We start from the raw sequence: 17984 nt of genomic DNA, 5'->3' as shown, positions 1-17984 counted from the left end.
ATCGTGTCGTCTCCATCGCGTCCCGCTTCAAGGAATCTGCTATGAACGCAAAAGTCTTTACTCGCAGTGCCGTGGCGATTGCCATTGCCGCTGCGTTGTCGGTGGGTTACGTGGCCGGACACCGCGACGTCGCCGCGCCGGAAGTCATCACGCCTGCGCAGGCAGCGATGATGCCCGCGGAGGCTGCTGCCAAGACCGGCATTCCCGACTTCTCGGGCCTCGTTGAAACGTACGGCCCCGCGGTCGTCAACATCAGCGCCAAGCACGAGGTCAAGCGGACCGCGATGCGCGGCAGCGGCGCGCAGCAACTGCCGATCGATCCGTCCGATCCGTTCTACCAGTTCTTCAAGCGCTTCTACGGCGGCGTGCCGGGCCTTGGCGGCGGTAATGGTGGTAACGGCGGTGGCGGCAACGGCGGCGACGACGACGGCGGCCAGGCCGACACGCCGAGCATGAGCCTCGGCTCGGGCTTCATCCTCAGCGGCGACGGCTACATCCTGACGAACGCGCACGTCGTGGACGGCGCAAACGTCGTGACCGTGAAGCTCACCGACAAGCGCGAATTCAAGGCGAAGGTCGTCGGTGCGGACAAGCAGTCGGATGTCGCCGTACTGAAGATCGATGCGAAGGATCTGCCGACCGTGAAGATCGGCGATCCGCACCAGAGCAAGGTCGGCCAGTGGGTCGTGGCGATCGGCTCGCCTTATGGCTTCGACAACACCGTGACGTCGGGCATCATCAGCGCGAAGTCGCGCACGCTGCCTGACGAGAACTACACGCCGTTCATCCAGACTGACGTGCCGGTGAACCCCGGCAACTCGGGCGGCCCGCTCTTCAATATGCAGGGCGAAGTGATCGGCATCAACTCGATGATCTACTCGCGCACGGGCGGCTTCCAGGGCCTGTCGTTCGCGATCCCGATCGACGAGGCGATCAAGGTCAAGGACGACCTCGTCAAGACCGGACACGTGAGCCGTGGCCGTCTCGGCGTGGCGGTGCAGTCGATGAACCAGACGCTTGCCAATTCGTTCGGTATGGACAAGCCGCGCGGCGCGCTCGTCAGCTCGGTCGACGCGGACGGTCCGGCGGCGAAGGCCGGCCTGAAGCCGGGTGACGTGATCCTCTCGGTGAATGGCCAGGCGATCGACGATTCGACCGTTCTGCCGTCGGTGATCGCGGGCATCAAGCCGGGCAGCAAGGCTGACCTCCAGGTCTGGCGCGACAAGGCGACGAAGAATGTGACGGCGACGATCGGCACGCTCAGCGACAAAAAGCTCGCTTCGGCCGATACGCCTGAAGCGCAGACGCAAGGGCGCCTCGGCGTCGCGGTGCGTCCGCTCACGCCGGACGAGAAGAGCAGCGGCTCGGTCGATCACGGCCTCGTCGTCGAGCGGGCTGGCGGCGCGGCGGCGAACGCCGGCATCCAGCAGGGCGACGTGATCCTCGCGGTGAACGGCCGTCCGGTGACGAGCGCCGAGCAGCTCAAGAAGATGATCGCGGACGCCGGCAACAGCATCGCACTCCTGATCCAGCGTGATAACGCGCAGATCTTCGTGCCGGTCGATCTCGGCTGATTCTTCCCCGTTATCTGTCCTCTACGGTCCGGCTGCGCGCCGGACCGCTCTTCGCCTCTCGCGAAACGCTGCCGCCGTTGGCCCTGGGCCCGGCGGCAGTGTCGTTTTAGGCCTCAGTTGCCAGGGCCTCGGCCTGTTGGCAGGGCGAACAGGCTTTCGCCGTGCCGTCGCACGCGTGACCGCATTCGAAGCCTCGATCTCCGTTATGCGCTGATGAATCCGATGAGTCGCGCACGCGTTTTGCTCAGTCATGTTTATCGGGTTACACCCGAAAGGAGCATGACGATGAAGACATCCCTGAATTCGCGCCACATCGCTGCGGTGCTGCTGGCCGCGGCGTCCGCGTTCGGGATCGCGGGCACGGCGGCGGCGCAGCAAAACAGTGCCAGCGGCGTCGTTGGCGGCTCGACCACCGACAACACGAGCACAGGCAATATCCACGGCACGGGCATGCCGCAGATCCAGCAGCAGGGCGGCGTGTCGTTCGTCTCGGGCGGCGTCGGCCTGGACGAGTCGCAGGCGCTGCGCAGCGCCGCGAGCGAGTGGCCGCTTTCCCTGCGCTTCACTGCAACCGGCGGCGAGTATGTTGCCGACGTCCACGTCACGATCACCGACGCCCAGGGTACGAGCGTCCTCGATACGACATCGCGAGGGCCCTACATGCTTGTGAAGGTGCCGCCGGGCCGCTATTCGGTTCATGTGAGCCATGCCGATATCTCGAAGACGAGTGCGGTCACGGTGACCGCGAGCGGTAACGCGCGCGCCTCGTTCACCTGGTAAAAACCCTGCGGCTGGGCTATCGCCGAGGAACTGCGGGTGTCTGCGGGTCCGTTCGGGTACCCACGTGCAGCACCGAAGTTTGCGCAATCCGCCGAAGTTTCGTCGATAATAAAGTCGTGAGCAGACAGCGGCGCAGGCCGTTGAATGCCCACGACGAGGAGCGCCAGGCGCGAGGCGCCGCGCGCGAACCAGGGCCCGGTGTGGTATGGACCAGCCCGCCAGGCGGGGGCGCCTTGAGGCGTTGCCACGATCAGTCAGGGAGCCGGACATGGCGGTCGATCCAGACGCCGATCATCGAATCGATATTGTTGCGAACCGTCATCGCGTGCGCGTGATTCACGGGGGCATCACCATTGCCGATACGCATGCGGCACTGACGCTTTCCGAAACCGGTTACTCCGACGTTTTCTACTTTCCGCGCGCCGATGTGAACATGGCGCGGCTCGAGCGTTCGACACGCACGTCGCGCTGCCCATACAAGGGCGAAGCGTCGTATTTCCATCTGCGCACCGAGGATGGACGTGTCGACGATGTCGCCTGGACGTATGAGGCGCCGCTCGACGGTGTGAGCAGCATCAAGGGCTATCTGGCGTTTTACGCTTCGCGCGTTGACCGGATCGATCAGACATCCTGACCGGATGTCGCGCAACGCGCCGGCAGAGGAGCCGCCATGGAACTGAACGACGCCGTACGCATTCCGCTTGCGCCGTCCGTTGTCTGGGACGCGCTGCAGGACAGCGCGCTGGTGCGCGCGAGCGTGGAGCATTGCGAGTCGTTCCGCCGTCTCGGGCCGGGCGAATACGCGCTGACGCTCACCGTACCGCTCGGACCATTGCGCGCGCGATACGAAGTGCGCGCTCACATCGCTAACGATGTCGGCGTGGTGCCGCTTGCGCCGCGCCGCGTGCTGAGCTTTCGTGCGCGCGCCGACGGTATCGGCTCGCTGCGCGGCCAGATCGACGTTGCGCTGCGTGCCGACGATCACCCTGGTGGCCCGGCGGGCATTCGCAGTTGCATGAGCACGCGTATCGACTACTCGGTTTGGGCGACGCTCACGGGTCCGCTCGCGGACCTGCCGTCTCGCCAGCTCGAAAACGCGTTGCACGAAGTCGCCGATGACTTTTTCAGCGAGTTCTGCGCCGTCGTTGAGGCGAAGCATGGCAAGGGGCCGAATCGCGCGGCGGGGAAGGAACCGCGCCGCACGCATGTGTTTCTGCGCCCGATCAGCCTCGCGGGCGTGGCACGGCGCGCGCACCTGCTGCCGCAGCATTACGGCGGCACGCTGAGCGGCCGCGCGGCGAGCACGCTACATCACGAGAGCACGCCGCACGCCATGCCGAACTGGGCGTGGGCTGCGTTGATTTTCTTCGTCGCGCTGTTGTTCTACATGGCGCGCCGATTCACCGGCGGCTGAAGCGCGGACTGTTTTCGGACTGCTTGCGGACTATTTGCGTGCTGCTGTGCGGCGGGCGTGCTGGCACAGCTGGCGTTCGCCGTTGGCGGCCTGCTTGCACGCGGCATCCAGAATGTCACCGACGTAGCTCGCGAGCGCCGCGAACCGCACGAGCGATGCGGGCCGTCACGATCCCTCCCTTTGTGCCTGACTCCCTGGCCTCATGCGCCGCGGAATTCACGCCGCCACGATGACGGTGTCGTGTTGAATGCTTCCACGAAATGGTGACGCAGCGACGCCGCAGAACCGAAGCCCGCGCGCTGCGCGATGGCGTCGATCGTCTGGTCGGTGGTTTCCAGCAATTGCTGGGCGCGTGCGAGCCGCTCGCCGAGCAGCCAGCCGCTCACTGTCGAGCCGGTCGTTAGCCTGAATTGACGCGTGAACGTCCGGCGGCTCATCAGCGCGCGTTGTGCGAGCGAGTCGAGTGTATGCGGCGCGTCGAGATGCGCGCGGACCCAGTCAAGCAGTTCCGCGAGCCGGTCGCGGCGCCCCTGTGGCGCAACCGGCTGCTGGACGAACTGAGCCTGGTTGCCCTGCCGGTGCGGCGGCACGACGAGCCGCCGCGCGACGTAGTTCGCAGCGCTCGTGCCGCACAGCCGCCGCAGCAGGTGCAGGCAGCAGTCGAGTCCCGCTGCGGTGCCCGCCGAGGTCAGCACGTCACCATCGTCGACGTAGAGCACATCCGGGTCGAAGCGCACCTGCGGGAAGCGCTGCGCGAACGTATCGGCTGCAAGCCAGTGCGTCGTGGCAGGGCGGCCGTCGAGCAGGCCCGTATCCGCAAGCACGAACGCACCGAGGCACAGCCCGACGAGAATCGCGCCGCGTGCATGGGCTTCGCGCAGCGCGTCGGCCAGCGCGACGGGTGGCGGCTCCGTGGTGTCGCGCCAGCTGGGGACGATGACCACATCGGCGTCGGAGAGCGCGTCGAGTCCGTGCGTCGTGCCGATCGTGAAGCCCGCCGTGGTCGTGAGCGGGCCCGGCTCCGCCGCGCAGACGCGCAGCTCGAACGCTGGCACGCCCGATTCGGAGCCGTCTTCGCCGAATACGATACATGGCACCGAGAGGTGGAATGGGCTCATGCGGTCGAACGCAATCACTGCGATGCGATGCGGCGAGGGCGCTTCAGCGCAGTGATCCGTGGAGCGAGGTACGGCGGGCATGGCGGGCCCCTTGTGTTTGGGCTGGACGGCGGACAGCCGGTCTGAGCGTAATGCGAATGGCCCGATTTTAGCGAAAGTTGTCGTTCGGGCCACTGTCGGGGGATGGGGCTGCACGCAACAATGGCTCCGTCGCAGCCGTGCCGTCGATAGGCCAGCCGATGCTGCACCTGATCAACTCGCTAACCACGCTTCCAGGAGGAACACCGCCATGTCTTCGAATCCGCGCCGCGCACTCGTCGTGATCGACGTCCAGAACGAGTACGTCACCGGCGAACTGCCGATCGAATTTCCCCCCGTCGAAACGTCGCTCGAAAACATCGCCCGCGCGATCGACGGCGCGCGGGCGGCCGGCGTGCCGGTCGTGGTCGTGCAGCACTTTGCGCCCGCCGGAGCGCCGATCTTCGCACGCGGCAGCGTCGGCGCAGAGCTGCATTCGGTGGTGGCGTCGCGCGAACGCGATCACTACGTCGAAAAGGCACTGGCGAGTGCCTTCGCGGGGACCGATCTCGCACAATGGCTCGCGGCGCGCGACATCAATACGATCACGGTGGCCGGCTACATGACCCACAACTGCGATGCCTCGACGGTTTTCGAAGCTGCGCACGCGGGGCTTCAGGTGGAGTTTCTGCACGATGCGACGGGCTCGTTGCCCTACGCGAACGATGCGGGATTCGCGAGCGCCGAGGAGATTCATCACGTGTTCAGCGTCGTGATGCAGTCGAACTTCGCGGCGGTGGTGACCACCGATGCGTGGCTCGCTGCCGTGAAGGCCGGCATGCCGCTGTCGCGCGACAACATCTATGCGTCGAACCAGCGGGCGCGCGCGAAGGCTGCTGCGTAATATGCAACGCGTGGCGGTGAGGCGGGGAAGGGTGGTTGCGCGCGGGTGTTTTCGGGCGCGGCATACATCGGCTACCGAAATGGCCGACGCACGCCGCCGCCCGTTCGCGTGCTAGAAAGACGCCGTCACGGTACGCCGCTGTAACGCGGCGCTAGCCGCTTAGTCCGGCTAAGGTTTCGCCGGCGTCGCGGTTCGCAGTGCCGGGCTGTAGCGCAGCGTGTCGAGCATCGCTTCGACGTGCCGCTCGGCGTTTGTTGCGACATCGAAGACACCAGGCAGGGTCGCCATGTCGCGCAGCGCGCCGGTGATGAACGAATGCAGCACACGCGCCGCGCACGCGGCGTCGAGGTCGGCGCTTAGCTGTCCCTTGGACATCGCGTTGCGCAGACCCTCCTCGATCCGCTCCAGTCCCTCACGCATCGCAGACTGATGGCGCGCCATCACCGGCCCCATTTCCTCCACGAACTCACACTTCAGGAACAGGATCTCGAACACGCGGCGGCGCCGCGCGTCAGTTGCCGTGTCGCGAAGACACAGCACGCACAGGTCGCGGATGCGTCCGAGCGGATCCGGCTCGCTGCGTGCGACCGACGCCGCCTTGATCTCTTCGAGCGGCAGCACCACGCGGTCGAACATCGCCGTGAACAGGTCGCCTTTGTTCTGGAAATGCCAGTAGATTGCGCCGCGCGTGACGCCGGCGGCCTCGGCGATGTGGGCAAGGGACGTGCGCGAGACGCCTCGCTCGAAGAAGACGAGTTCGGCGGCATCGAGGATCTTGCTGCGCGTCTCCAGCGCTTCCTCTTTCGTACGTCGGACCATGTGTGAGCGTTTCTGAATGGGTTGCGGGAGAGCGAAGCGCGGCGGCTAGCGGAATTGCGCCGTACATCTGCCGCGCCCAGGTGGCGGAACGCGCAGATTGCACTTGAAAGACCCTTCTAGGATAGTGGTTCGTTCTTTTACATGCATTCGCGAATGTATCTATAATAGCACCCCACCACACAGGTACCTCAAGTGGTGATGTCCGGTTAATATCCGTCACTGGTCCCGGGTGACCGTAGAAACCCGAGCGCACGATGCCCTCGCGGTGGCGTGGCCGATGACCCGTGAGTACGGGTGTAGTGGCCGGACTGGTACCAGAAAGAAGTCAAGATTATCCGTCAGGTATTACCAGATGCTGGCGTGCGATGCGTCCCCTGGTTTCAAGCGGGACGCCGCATGCTTTTTTGTCAGATATAGACAGAGGTCGCTCCATGCGCGTCGAACGGGTTCCATTCCGCCTAATCAGTTTCGCGACGGCTGCCGTAGTGCTCGCAGCGTGCGGGCAAAAGCAGTCGGCGCCGCAGCCGCAAACGCCCCAGGTGGGCGTCGTGACGGTCCAGCCGACCGCCGTGCCGGTCGTATCCGAATTGCCTGGTCGCACCAGTGCCTTCCTCGTCGCGCAGGTGCGTTCCCGTGTCGACGGCATCGTGCTGACGCGCGAGTTCACCGAAGGCACCAACGTGAAGGCGGGCCAGCGGCTCTACAAGATCGATCCCGCGCCGTACATCGCCGCGCTCAACAATGCCAAGGCCGCGCTCGCGAAGGCGCAGGCCAACCTCGCCACGCAGAACGCCCTTGCCGCGCGCTACAAGGTGCTGGTCGCCGCTAACGCCGTGTCGAGGCAGGACTACGACAACGCCATCGCGGCCCAGGGCCAGGCGCAGGCCGATGTCGACGCAGGCAAGGCCGCCGTCGCTACCGCGCAGATCAACCTCGGCTATACGGATGTCGTGTCGCCTATCTCCGGGCAGGTCGGCATTTCGCAGGTCACGCCGGGCGCTTTTGTGCAGGCGAGCCAGGCCACGCTGCTGTCGACCGTGCAGCAACTCGATCCGATGTATGTGGACGTCACGCAGTCGAGCAGTGAAGGCCTCAGGCTGCGCCGCGAGATCCAGGAGGGGCACCTCAGGACGAGCGGCCCGAACGCCGCGAAGGTGACGCTCATGCTGGAAGACGGTCGCGCCTATAAGGAAACGGGCACGCTGAAGTTCACCGACGTGACGGTCGACCAGACCACGGGTTCGGTGACGGTCCGCGCGGTCTTCCCGAATCCGAACCGCGTGTTGCTGCCGGGCATGTTCGTGCGTGCGCGCATCGAGGAAGGCGTGAACGACCACGCGTTCCTCGTGCCGCAGGTGGGTGTCCAGCACGACCAGAAGGGTCAGGCGACGGTGCTCGTCGTCGACAAGGACGACAAGGTTGTGCTGACGCCGATCCAGACCTCGGCCACGCACGGGCAGGACTGGGTCGTCCAGAGCGGCCTGAATGCAGGCGACCGCGTGATCGTGCAGGGCACCGAGAAGGTCCGTCCGGGCGCGAGCGTGAAGGCTGTCGCGGCGGAACTGCCGCCGCCGCCGCCGCCGGGGGCACCTTCGGCTGACATGGCAACAGGTCCCGCTCATGCTCCGGCAGGCGCGAGCCCCGCTGCGGGCGCAAAACCGGCCTCCGCCGCGCAATAACCGGGAGCCTGGTTCATGGCAAAGTTCTTTATCGATCGCCCCATTTTTGCGTGGGTGATCGCCATCATTCTGATGCTGGCGGGCGTAGCGTCGGTGTTCACGCTGCCGGTGGCGCAGTATCCGACCATTGCGCCGCCGTCTATCCAGATCAGCGCGACCTACCCGGGCGCATCCGCGAAGACCGTCGAAAACACGGTCACGCAGGTGATCGAACAGCAGATGAGCGGTCTCGACCACCTGCTGTATCTCTCGTCGACGAGTGACGACTCGGGCACGGCCACGATCACGCTGACGTTCGCCGCGGGCACCAACCCGGACATCGCGCAGGTGCAGGTGCAGAACAAGCTGCAGCTCGCCACGCCGATCCTTCCGCAGGTGGTGCAGCAGCTCGGCATCCGGGTCACGAAGTCGAGCAGCAGCTTCCTGCTCGTGCTCGCGTTCGTGTCCGAAGACGGCAGCATGTCGAAGTACGACCTCGCGAATTACGTGGCGTCGAACATCCAGGACCCGATCAGCCGGATCGACGGCGTGGGCACGGTCACGCTGTTCGGCTCGCAGTACGCGATGCGCATCTGGCTCGACCCGAACCGCCTGACCAACTTCGGCTTGACGCCGGTCGACGTCACCAGCGCGATCTCCGCACAGAACGTGCAGATCGCGGGCGGCCAGCTCGGCGGCACGCCGGCGGTGGCAGGCCAGGCGTTCCAGGCGACGATCACCGAATCGACGCTGCTGCGCACGCCGGAAGAGTTCGGCAACATCCTGCTGAAGGTGAACCAGGACGGCTCGCAGGTGCGCCTGCGCGACGTGGCGCGCATCGCGCTCGGCGGCGAAACTTATAACTTCGACACGAAGTACAACGGCTCGCCGACGGCCGGTCTCGGTATCCAGCTCGCGACGGGTGCGAACGCGCTGCAGACTGCAAGGCTCGTGCGCCAGAAGATCGATCAGCTCTCGGCGTACTTCCCGCATGGTCTCGTCGTGAAGTATCCGTACGACACGACGCCGTTCGTGCGCCTGTCGATCGAGGAAGTGATCAAGACGCTGCTGGAAGGCATCGTGCTCGTGTTCCTCGTGATGTATCTGTTCCTGCAGAACCTGCGCGCGACGCTGATTCCGACCATCGCGGTGCCGGTCGTGCTGCTGGGCACGTTCGCGATCATGGCGGCGGTGGGCTTCTCGATCAACGTGCTGTCGATGTTCGGCCTCGTGCTTGCAATCGGTCTGCTCGTCGACGACGCGATCGTGGTCGTTGAGAACGTCGAGCGCGTGATGGCCGAAGAGGGGCTATCGCCCAGGGAAGCCACCCGCAAGGCGATGGGCCAGATCACCGGCGCACTGGTCGGCGTGGCGCTCGTGCTCTCCGCGGTGTTCGTGCCGGTGGCGTTCTCGGGCGGTTCGGTCGGCGCGATTTACCGGCAGTTCTCGCTCACGATCGTGGCGGCGATGGTGCTCTCGGTGCTGGTCGCGCTGATTCTCACGCCCGCACTCTGCGCGACGATCCTCAAGCCGATCCCGAAGGGCCACCACGAAGCCAAGAAGGGCTTCTTCGGCTGGTTCAACCGCACGTTCGAGAAGAGCCGCGACAAGTATCACAGCGGCGTGTACCACGTGATCAAGCGCTCGACGCGCTGGCTCATCATCTATATCGCCGTGATCGTCGCGGTTGGCATGCTGTTCGTGCGCCTGCCGAAGTCGTTCCTGCCCGATGAGGACCAGGGCACGATGTTCGTGCTCGTGCAGACGCCGTCGGGCTCGACGCAGGAAACCACGGGGCGCACGCTCAACAACGTCCAGGACTACCTGCTCCACGACGAGAAGGAGATCGTCGAGTCGGTGTTCGCGGTGAACGGCTTCAGCTTCGCGGGCCGTGGCCAGAACTCGGGTCTGCTGTTCGTGCGCATGAAGGACTACAAGCAGCGCCAGCGCGACGACCAGAAGGTCCAGGCGCTCGTGCGCCGCATGTACGGGCATTTCCAGGGCTACAAGGACGCGATGGTGATTCCGGTGAATCCGCCGTCGATTCCTGAACTCGGCACGGCGTCGGGCTTCGACTTCGAGCTGCAGGACCGTGGTGGCGTCGGCCACGACAAGCTGATGGAAGCGCGCAACATGCTGCTCGGCATGGCGGCGAAGGATCCGACGCTCGCGCAGGTGCGCCCGAACGGCCTGAACGACACGCCGCAGTTCAAGGTCAACATCGACCGCGAGAAGGCGCAGGCGCTTGGCGTGTCGAGTTCGGCGATTGACCAGACGTTCTCGATCGCCTGGGCGTCGCAGTTCGTGAACAACTTCCTCGACATCGACGGCCGGATCAAGAAGGTCTACGTGATGTCCGACGCGCCGTTCCGCATGACGCCGGAAGACATGAACATCTGGTACGTGCGCAACGGTTCGGGCGGGATGGTGCCGTTCAGCGCGTTCGGCACGGGCAGCTGGACTTACGGCTCGCCGAAGCTCGAACGCTTCAACGGCATCTCGGCGATGGAAATCCAGGGGGCGGCCGGTCCTGGCAAGTCCACGGGCCAGGCGATGACGGCCATGGAGCAGATCGCGGCGAAGCTGCCCGCGGGCATCGGCTACGAATGGACGGGCCTCTCGTATCAGGAACGCCAGTCGGGCTCGCAGGCGCCGATTCTGTACGGCATCTCGATCCTCGTCGTGTTCCTGTGTCTTGCGGCGCTGTATGAGAGCTGGTCGATTCCGTTCGCGGTCATCATGGTGGTGCCGCTCGGCGTGCTCGGCGCGCTGCTCGCCGTCACGTTGCGCGGTCTGGAGAACGATGTGTTCTTCCAGGTGGGTCTGTTGACCACCGTCGGTCTCTCGGCGAAGAACGCGATTCTGATCGTGGAGTTCGCACGCGATCTCCAGGCCGACGGCAAGATGGGGCCGATCGAAGCGGCGCTCGAAGCGTCACGTCTGCGGTTGCGGCCGATCCTGATGACGTCGCTGGCGTTCATCCTCGGCGTGCTGCCGCTCGCGATCAGTAACGGCGCGGGCTCGGCGAGCCAGCACGCGATCGGCACGGGCGTGATCGGCGGGATGCTGACGGCGACGTTCCTCGCGATCTTCATGATCCCGATGTTCTTCGTCGTGATCCGCGCGAAGTTCGCGGGCGAGAAGGAAGACGCCGATGTCGCGCTCCAGCACTACGAAGAGCACCACGCGCACGACCACGATGAGGACAACGCGGACAATGGCGGCGACGCCGGCCCGCAGGGTGGCTCGAACGGTGGCGGCAGTGGTGGTGGGAATGGCGAGAGCGGCCCGGGCAAGGAAGGACATTGAGATGCATAAACTATCCGTAATTGCAGCGGCCGCTGCGCTCCTCGCCGGTTGCACGATGGCGCCGTGGTATCACCGTCCCGAGGCGCCCGTTTCGCAGAGCTTTCCGCAGGGCGGGGTCTACGCGACGCAACCGGGCCAGCCCGGCGTCGCTCCGAGCGGCCGCAGTGCCAACGGCGCCGCGGCGACCGACATCGGCTGGCGCGACTTCTTCGTCGATGCGCGCCTGCAGGAACTGGTCGCGATCGCGCTGAAGAACAACCGCGACCTGCGCGTGTCGGTGCTGAATGTCGAGGCCGTGCGCGCGCAGTACCAGATCACGCGCGCAGCACTGTTCCCGTCGATCAACGGCGTGGCCACGGAATCGCGCACGCGGGTTCCGACCAACCTGGTGACCTCGCCAAGCAATCCGTTCAGCGTCTATAACGTCGAATTGCAGGCGTCCTGGGAAATCGACTTCTGGGGGCGCGTTCGCAGCCTGAAGGACCAGGCGCTCGCGCAGTATCTGGCGACCGCCGAGGCGCGCAAGGCCGCGGAGATCTCGCTTGTCTCGCAGGTGGCGGACCAGTACCTGACGATGCTGGCCGAGGAGGATCTGCTCCAGGTCACGCAGAACACGCTGAAGAGCGCACAGGACTCGTACAACATCACGAAACTGCAGTTCGAGAACGGCACCGCCGGCGAACTGGATCTGCGCTCCGCTCAGACCGTGGTCGAGACCGCGCAGGCAAACCTGCAGTCGCAGGCGCGCGCGCGGGCGCAGTCCGAGAACGCACTGGTGCTGCTGATCGGCGAACCGCTGCCTCAGGACCTGCCGCAGGGGCTGACGCTCGACGCGCAGAATCTGCTGACCGATATTCCCGAGGGCCTTCCGTCCGACCTGCTGGCGCGGCGTCCGGACATCATGGAAGCGGAGCAGCAGTTGCTCGCGGCGAACGCAAACATCGGTGCGGCGCGCGCGGCCTTCTTCCCGAAGATCTCGCTGACCGCAGCGTTCGGAACGGAGAGCCTGTCGCTCGGCGGCCTGTTCAAAGCGGGTACGGCGGCGTGGAGCTTCGTGCCGCAGGTCACGTTGCCGATCTTCGAAGGCGGCGCGAACGTCGCGAATCTCAATCTTGCGAACGTCGAGAAGCGCATCGAGATCGCGAACTACGAGAAAGCGATCCAGTCGGCGTTCCGCGAGGTAGCGGACGGGCTCGCCGCGCGCGGCACCTACGATCAGCAGATCGCGGCGCTCGAGCGCAATACGTTCGCGAATCAGCGTCGTCTGGATCTTTCGGATCTGCGCTACAGGAACGGTGTGGACAGCTATCTTTCGGTGCTGCTCGCGCAAACCGACCTGTATTCGTCGCAGCAAACGCTGATCCAGACGCGCCTTGCACGGCTGACGAATCTCGTCGATCTGTATCGCGCGCTGGGCGGCGGCTGGATCGAGCATGCAGGCGAGACGCCGCGGCCGGCCGACGCGCCAGTCGACTACGGCGCGGGCAGTGCGCCGGTGGCGGCTTCGGCGGCAACGGCGGGGTGACGGCGCGCTGGTTCGCTGTCTAGCGATGCTTCAAATGAAAAACGCCACGGGAGACCGTGGCGTTTTTTTATGCCCGTGCGGCCGTGTCGCGTTGCAGGACGCGGCGGCACGGCCTGGCTTTACTGAAGCTGGCTGCGCAGCGTCTTCGCGGCGGCGACCATGTTCGTCAGCGCCGGAACGACCTCGGCCCATTGACGCGTCTTCAGCCCGCAGTCCGGGTTCACCCACAGACGCCGCGCCGGAATGCGTTCCGCCGCCTTTTGCATGAGCTGCACAATGTGCTCCTCGGTGGGAATGTTCGGCGAGTGAATGTCATAGACGCCCGGTCCAATTTCATTCGGATACCTGAAGTTATCGAATGCATCGAGCAGTTCCATATCGGAGCGCGAGGTCTCGATCGTGATGACGTCCGCATCCATATCGGCGATCGACGCGATGATGTCGTTGAACTCCGAATAGCACATATGCGTGTGAATCTGCGTCTCGTCGCGCACGCCGTTCGCGGTGATGCGGAACGATTCCACAGCCCAGCGCAGGTACTCGCCCCATTGCGCGCGGCGTAGCGGCAGCCCTTCGCGCAGCGCCGCTTCGTCGATCTGGACCACGCGTACCCCAGCCTTTTCCAGGTCGAGCACTTCTTCGCGGATCGCGAGCGCGAGCTGGTAGCACGACACCGAACGCGGCTGGTCATCGCGCACGAACGACCAGTTCAGGATCGTCACGGGGCCTGTGAGCATCCCCTTCATCGGCTTGTTCGTGAGCGACTGCGCGTAGGTGATCCACTCGACCGTCATCGCTTTGGGCCGGCTGATATCGCCGAACAGGATGGGCGGCTTCACGCAGCGCGAGCCGTACGACTGCACCCAGCCGAACCGGCTGAATGCATAGCCGTCCAGTTGCTCGCCGAAGTATTCGACCATGTCGTTGCGTTCGGCTTCGCCGTGCACGAGCACGTCGAGCCCGAGTGCTTCCTGCTCGCGCACGCTGCGCTCGATTTCCTTGCGCATCGCGTCCTGGTAGCCTGCCTGATCGAGCGCGCCGATTTTGAACTGGCTGCGTGCGTGACGGATTTCCGCGGTCTGCGGGAATGAACCGATCGTCGTGGTCGGGTATGCGGGCAGTTCGAGGATCGCGGCCTGCTTTGCGGCGCGCTCGGCGTAAGCATGCTGGCGGTTGCCGAGCTTCGCGTCGATACGCGCCAGTGCGGCCTTCACCGCCGGGTTGTTCACCCGCGGCGAGTTGCGGCGCGCGGTGACCGCGGCGGCGTTCGCGGCGAGTGCATCGGCGACCTTGCTGCGGCCTTCGTTGAGCGCCGTGGCGAGCAGTTTCACTTCATCGAGCTTCTGGAGCGCGAACGCAAGCCACGAACGGATTTCCGCATCCAGCTTTTCTTCGCTTGCGAGATCGACCGGCATGTGCAGCAGCGAGCAAGACGGGGCGATCCACAGGCGATCGCCCAGTTGTTTCGCGAGCGGTTCGAGCCAGTCGAGCGCGGCGTTCAGGTCCGTCTTCCAGATGTTGCGGCCGTTGATCGCGCCCACCGAAAGCACGCTCTGCGCGGGCAGCTTCTCTGTCACTAGCGCGATTTCGTCACGGGCGTTGATGGCGTCGATGTGAAGACCATCCACGGGCAAACCACACGCGAGATCGAGATTTTCCTGCAGCTGACCAAAGTAGGTCGTGAGCAGCAGCTTGACCCCGCGCACTTCGAAGCCCTCATAGGCCCTCACAAACGCCTCGCGCCACGCCGGGTCGAGTTCGGTCACGAGAACGGGTTCGTCGATCTGCACCCACTCGACGTCCATCACCCTGAAATAGTCGAGCAGCGCGCGATACGCCGCCATGATGCGCGGCAGCAGTGCGAGCTTGTCCGAATCGTCCTTGGCCTTGCCCAACCAGAGATAGGTGACCGGACCGACGATCACCGGCTTCGCTCGGACGCCGAGTGCCCGGGCCTCGCGCAACTGCTCGACGAGACGCGAGGTGTCGAGGTTGAACTGCGTATCGGCCGTAAACTCGGGGACGATGTAGTGGTAATTCGTATCGAACCACTTCGTCATTTCGCCAGCCGCAACGCCGCCGCAGCAAGCCGCATGTTCTTCGGCACCGGTGGCGGATCGACCGCGCGCGACGCGGAAGTAGTTGTCGAGCGGGTCGCCGTGGAAGCCCTGCACGCGTGCCGGCAGGTTGCCGAGCGTGAAGCTCATGTCGAGCACCTGATCGTAGAACGCGAAATCGCCAACGGGCGAGAGATCGAGGCCGCGCTGGTCGTTCCAGTGACGCTCGCGCAGTTGCGCGCCGAGCGCCTTCAGTTCGTCGCGCGTCGATTCGCCTTTCCAGTAGCGTTCGAGGCCGAATTTGAGTTCGCGTTTTGCGCCGATGCGCGGGAAGCCGAGATTGTGTGTCGTTACCATGGAAGCTGCCATCCGGTGAAAAATACAGGGACCGGTAGCGATGATAGGGTTTTCAATCCATGAAGAAAAATGGCATTATTTCATTCATCCATTAGTTTTCTTCATGCGCTACCCGGAGCCGGACGCATCATGCTCGAACGCTTTCATCTCACTCTGATCCGCGAAATCGACCGCCAGGGGTCGCTGACGGCGGCGGCCGGCGCGCTGCATCTGACGCAGTCGGCACTGAGCCACACGGTCAAGAAGCTCGAGATGCAACTCGGCACCCAGGTCTGGGAACGCGACGGACGCAACCTGCGGCTCACCCAGGCGGGTCAATATCTGCTCTCGCTCGCCGAACGGCTGCTGCCGCAGTTCGAGCACGCCGAAGCGCGCATGAAGCAATACGCGAACGGCGAGCGCGGCACGCTGCGCATCGGCATGGAATGCCATCCCTGCTATCAGTGGTTACTCAAGGTGGTGTCGCCTTATCTCGCGCGTTGGCCCGACGTCGATGTCGACGTGAAGCAGCGTTTTCAGTTCGGCGGCATTGGCGCGCTGTTCGGCTATGACATCGACGTGCTTGTCACACCGGACCCGCTCCAGCGTCCCGGGCTGCGCTTCGATCCGGTATTCGATTACGAGCAGGTGCTCGTGGTGGCGGAGGATCATCGGCTGGCCACGGCACGCTACGTGCAGCCCGGACAGCTTGTCGACGAGACCTTGATTACGTATCCGGTCGAAACCGATCGCCTCGATATTTACAACCAGTTTCTGCGGCCCGCGGGCGTCGCGCCGCGCCGCCACAAAACCATCGAGACCACCGACATCATGCTGCAAATGGTGGCGAGCAAGCGTGGCGTGGCGGCGCTGCCGCGCTGGCTTGCGGAGGAGTACGCGGATCGTATGCCCGTGGTCAGCGTGAAGCTCGGCAAGACGGGGATCGCCAAGCAGATCTTTCTCGGTACGCGCGAGGCGGACGCGTCGCTCGACTATCTGCATTCGTTCGTCGAGTTCGCGCGTAAATCGAACTGGAAGGGGGCGCGTGTCAGGCGCTAAGCGCTGTTATCGCGGCTTCTTCTAGCGTCCGCTTGATTCCACAACTTGCGCGCACAGTGCGCGCGTCTTACCCGAAATGCAGCCAACCGGGACGCGAGCGGTCATTTACGACGTCCGCATCCCGTCTCCCCGCTCATGCGGGTTTGTCGTGACCCGCGCCGCCGGGCCCGGATTGCGGATGTTGACCGTCCTTTTCGAACGCGCTGTATTTCCACTCCAGTTTTGCCGCTGCCGTTGCAGACGTTCGCATCACGTAAATCCCATACTCGGTGAGGTACGTTCGGCGACTCGTCGTCTGGAGAATGTTGTCTATCCTGTCCTCGCAATCCAGATCGATCGCGTCCCCCTGAAGGCCCGCAGTCACGCGGGATGCGGGGTAATAGTGTGCTGCGTGGCACGTCGACACGACGACGCGAAAGTTCACGAGTTGCACCGCAGTGCCCGACGTGAACGTCGCACTGAACGTGGTGTCTTCCTGCGGTTTGCTCATGTCGAACGGATTCTTTTCAACGCTGTGGGCCACAATGGGCATCGGCGCGACGGGCTGGAAATAGGACGTCGTTTCCGACTTCAGGTAAAACAGGTTGAGGTACGAAAGACTGAACGTCGCCGCGCTGGGTATCCCGTTCGACGACACTTCGTGGAGTTGCTGCACGAGCCCCGTATCTTTTGCGTTGACCAGCGTCGACTTGAATTCGCTCGAGACGTTATTTGCACCGACGTGGCCGGACACGACGCCCGTAATTGTCAGGAGTTTGAAGGGCAGGGGATGGGATCCGGCAGCCGGCAGCTTTTCCTTGATCGACGTGGGCAGAGAATCAATCGTGAAGTTTGCGGCGAGATAGGCGGGCTTATCCTTGGCGATATCTTTGACCGGCGTAAATTGCACACATCCGGAAAGCGACCCGGCGATCGCGAGCAGAGCGCACTTAAGCGTGAGTGTGTTGCGCGTGTGATTTTTCATTGTCCGCTACCGTTCCTTTGTATCCAGAGTTCTTCCCTGCAGGATCTCGAACTACAACCAGGCTCAACCTGAATTTATCGGCACGTGGCTGTATTTCTTGAGCCCGTGTCGCAATCAGTGAGCGAGGTTGGCGCACTTGTATCGTGGATGACCGATAGTTCGCATCCGTCGCTGGATGGCGATTTGGCGGGTCAGGCTGTCTCACGTCTGGACAGGCGGTTCTGGATGGTCAGGAGGCGGGCGGGTCGCGGCCGATTGCCGGTTACCGGATTGCGCTGATAGGCATTTTGCGAGCGCGCGGCAGACAGGTGCATGGTTTCGCCAGAAGATCCAACGGACCATGCGGCTTACGGCGCACGCATTGCGTTCACGGAGATCGTGAGTTTCGGCGCTGAGGTGCCGAAGCGGGCCAGGACGCCCGGCGCGTTGCGTTATCCCCCGAAGGCGAG

At 64.4% G+C, this 17984-nt stretch carries 13 protein-coding genes; 9 read left to right on the top strand and 4 right to left on the bottom strand.

Annotated elements, in window-relative coordinates; translation table 11 throughout:
• Nucleotides 1–41: 41 nt before the first annotated feature.
• From D1Y85_RS02385 to D1Y85_RS02370, 4 genes are all read left to right on the top strand, one after another.
• On the top strand, nt 42–1574 hold the full coding sequence (locus tag D1Y85_RS02385) for a DegQ family serine endoprotease (protein WP_124149401.1): 1533 nt from the start codon (nt 42–44) through the stop codon (nt 1572–1574).
• Nucleotides 1575–1859: 285 nt separating this feature from the next.
• Nucleotides 1860–2354, top strand: a complete 495-nt coding sequence (locus D1Y85_RS02380) for a carboxypeptidase-like regulatory domain-containing protein (protein WP_124149400.1) — start codon at nt 1860–1862, stop codon at nt 2352–2354.
• Between the two features lie 268 nt (nt 2355–2622).
• Entirely contained in the window at nt 2623–2988 is a 366-nt protein-coding gene (locus D1Y85_RS02375; protein WP_124149399.1) for a DUF427 domain-containing protein, read from the top strand.
• Nucleotides 2989–3024: 36 nt separating this feature from the next.
• A complete protein-coding gene (locus D1Y85_RS02370) occupies nt 3025–3768 on the top strand; it encodes an SRPBCC family protein (RefSeq protein WP_124149398.1) in 744 nt (247 codons plus the stop codon).
• Between the two features lie 200 nt (nt 3769–3968).
• Here the strand turns inward: D1Y85_RS02370 and D1Y85_RS02365 are convergent, their stop codons facing one another.
• The gene (locus D1Y85_RS02365; protein WP_124149397.1) at nt 3969–4967 is read right to left on the bottom strand and encodes a helix-turn-helix domain-containing protein; all 999 of its coding nucleotides are present in this window, start codon (nt 4965–4967) and stop codon (nt 3969–3971) included.
• 208 nt (nt 4968–5175) lie between these two features.
• Here D1Y85_RS02365 and D1Y85_RS02360 point away from each other — a divergent pair, with 208 nt between their 5' ends.
• Nucleotides 5176–5808: a cysteine hydrolase family protein gene (locus D1Y85_RS02360; protein ID WP_124149396.1), complete on the top strand. Its 633-nt coding sequence runs from the start codon at nt 5176–5178 to the stop codon at nt 5806–5808.
• Between the two features lie 168 nt (nt 5809–5976).
• On the opposite strand, the gene D1Y85_RS02355 is transcribed toward D1Y85_RS02360, so the two are convergent.
• Nucleotides 5977–6627 carry a TetR family transcriptional regulator gene (locus tag D1Y85_RS02355; protein WP_124149395.1) on the bottom strand — a complete coding sequence of 217 codons (651 nt, stop codon included), beginning with the start codon at nt 6625–6627 and terminating at the stop codon, nt 5977–5979.
• A 431-nt stretch (nt 6628–7058) separates the two neighbouring features.
• On the opposite strand from D1Y85_RS02355, the gene D1Y85_RS02350 reads away from it, so the two are divergent.
• Genes D1Y85_RS02350 through D1Y85_RS02340 form a run of 3 tightly spaced genes read left to right on the top strand, consistent with a single transcriptional unit; the run spans nt 7059 to nt 13119 of the window.
• A complete protein-coding gene (locus D1Y85_RS02350; RefSeq protein WP_124149394.1) occupies nt 7059–8306 on the top strand; it encodes an efflux RND transporter periplasmic adaptor subunit in 1248 nt (415 codons plus the stop codon).
• 15 nt (nt 8307–8321) lie between these two features.
• A complete protein-coding gene (locus D1Y85_RS02345) occupies nt 8322–11594 on the top strand; it encodes an efflux RND transporter permease subunit (RefSeq protein ID WP_124149393.1) in 3273 nt (1090 codons plus the stop codon).
• Nucleotide 11595: 1 nt separating this feature from the next.
• Nucleotides 11596–13119 (top strand): efflux transporter outer membrane subunit, encoded by a 1524-nt coding sequence (locus D1Y85_RS02340; RefSeq protein WP_124149392.1) that lies wholly within the window; start codon nt 11596–11598, stop codon nt 13117–13119.
• Nucleotides 13120–13238: 119 nt separating this feature from the next.
• Here the strand turns inward: D1Y85_RS02340 and metE are convergent, their stop codons facing one another.
• Entirely contained in the window at nt 13239–15533 is a 2295-nt protein-coding gene (gene metE, locus D1Y85_RS02335) for a 5-methyltetrahydropteroyltriglutamate--homocysteine S-methyltransferase (RefSeq protein ID WP_124149391.1), read from the bottom strand.
• A 129-nt stretch (nt 15534–15662) separates the two neighbouring features.
• Here metE and D1Y85_RS02330 point away from each other — a divergent pair, with 129 nt between their 5' ends.
• Nucleotides 15663–16571: a LysR family transcriptional regulator gene (locus D1Y85_RS02330; RefSeq protein WP_124149390.1), complete on the top strand. Its 909-nt coding sequence runs from the start codon at nt 15663–15665 to the stop codon at nt 16569–16571.
• Between the two features lie 133 nt (nt 16572–16704).
• Here the strand turns inward: D1Y85_RS02330 and D1Y85_RS02325 are convergent, their stop codons facing one another.
• A complete protein-coding gene (locus D1Y85_RS02325; RefSeq protein WP_124149389.1) occupies nt 16705–17535 on the bottom strand; it encodes a hypothetical protein in 831 nt (276 codons plus the stop codon).
• Nucleotides 17536–17984 lie beyond the last annotated feature (449 nt).

The organism is Paraburkholderia dinghuensis (genome assembly GCF_003837865.1).
Classification (GTDB): Bacteria; Pseudomonadota; Gammaproteobacteria; order Burkholderiales; family Burkholderiaceae; genus Paraburkholderia; species Paraburkholderia dinghuensis.
The sequence above is the reverse complement of the archived record's forward strand: the minus strand, read 5'-3'. Positions and strand labels throughout refer to the sequence as shown.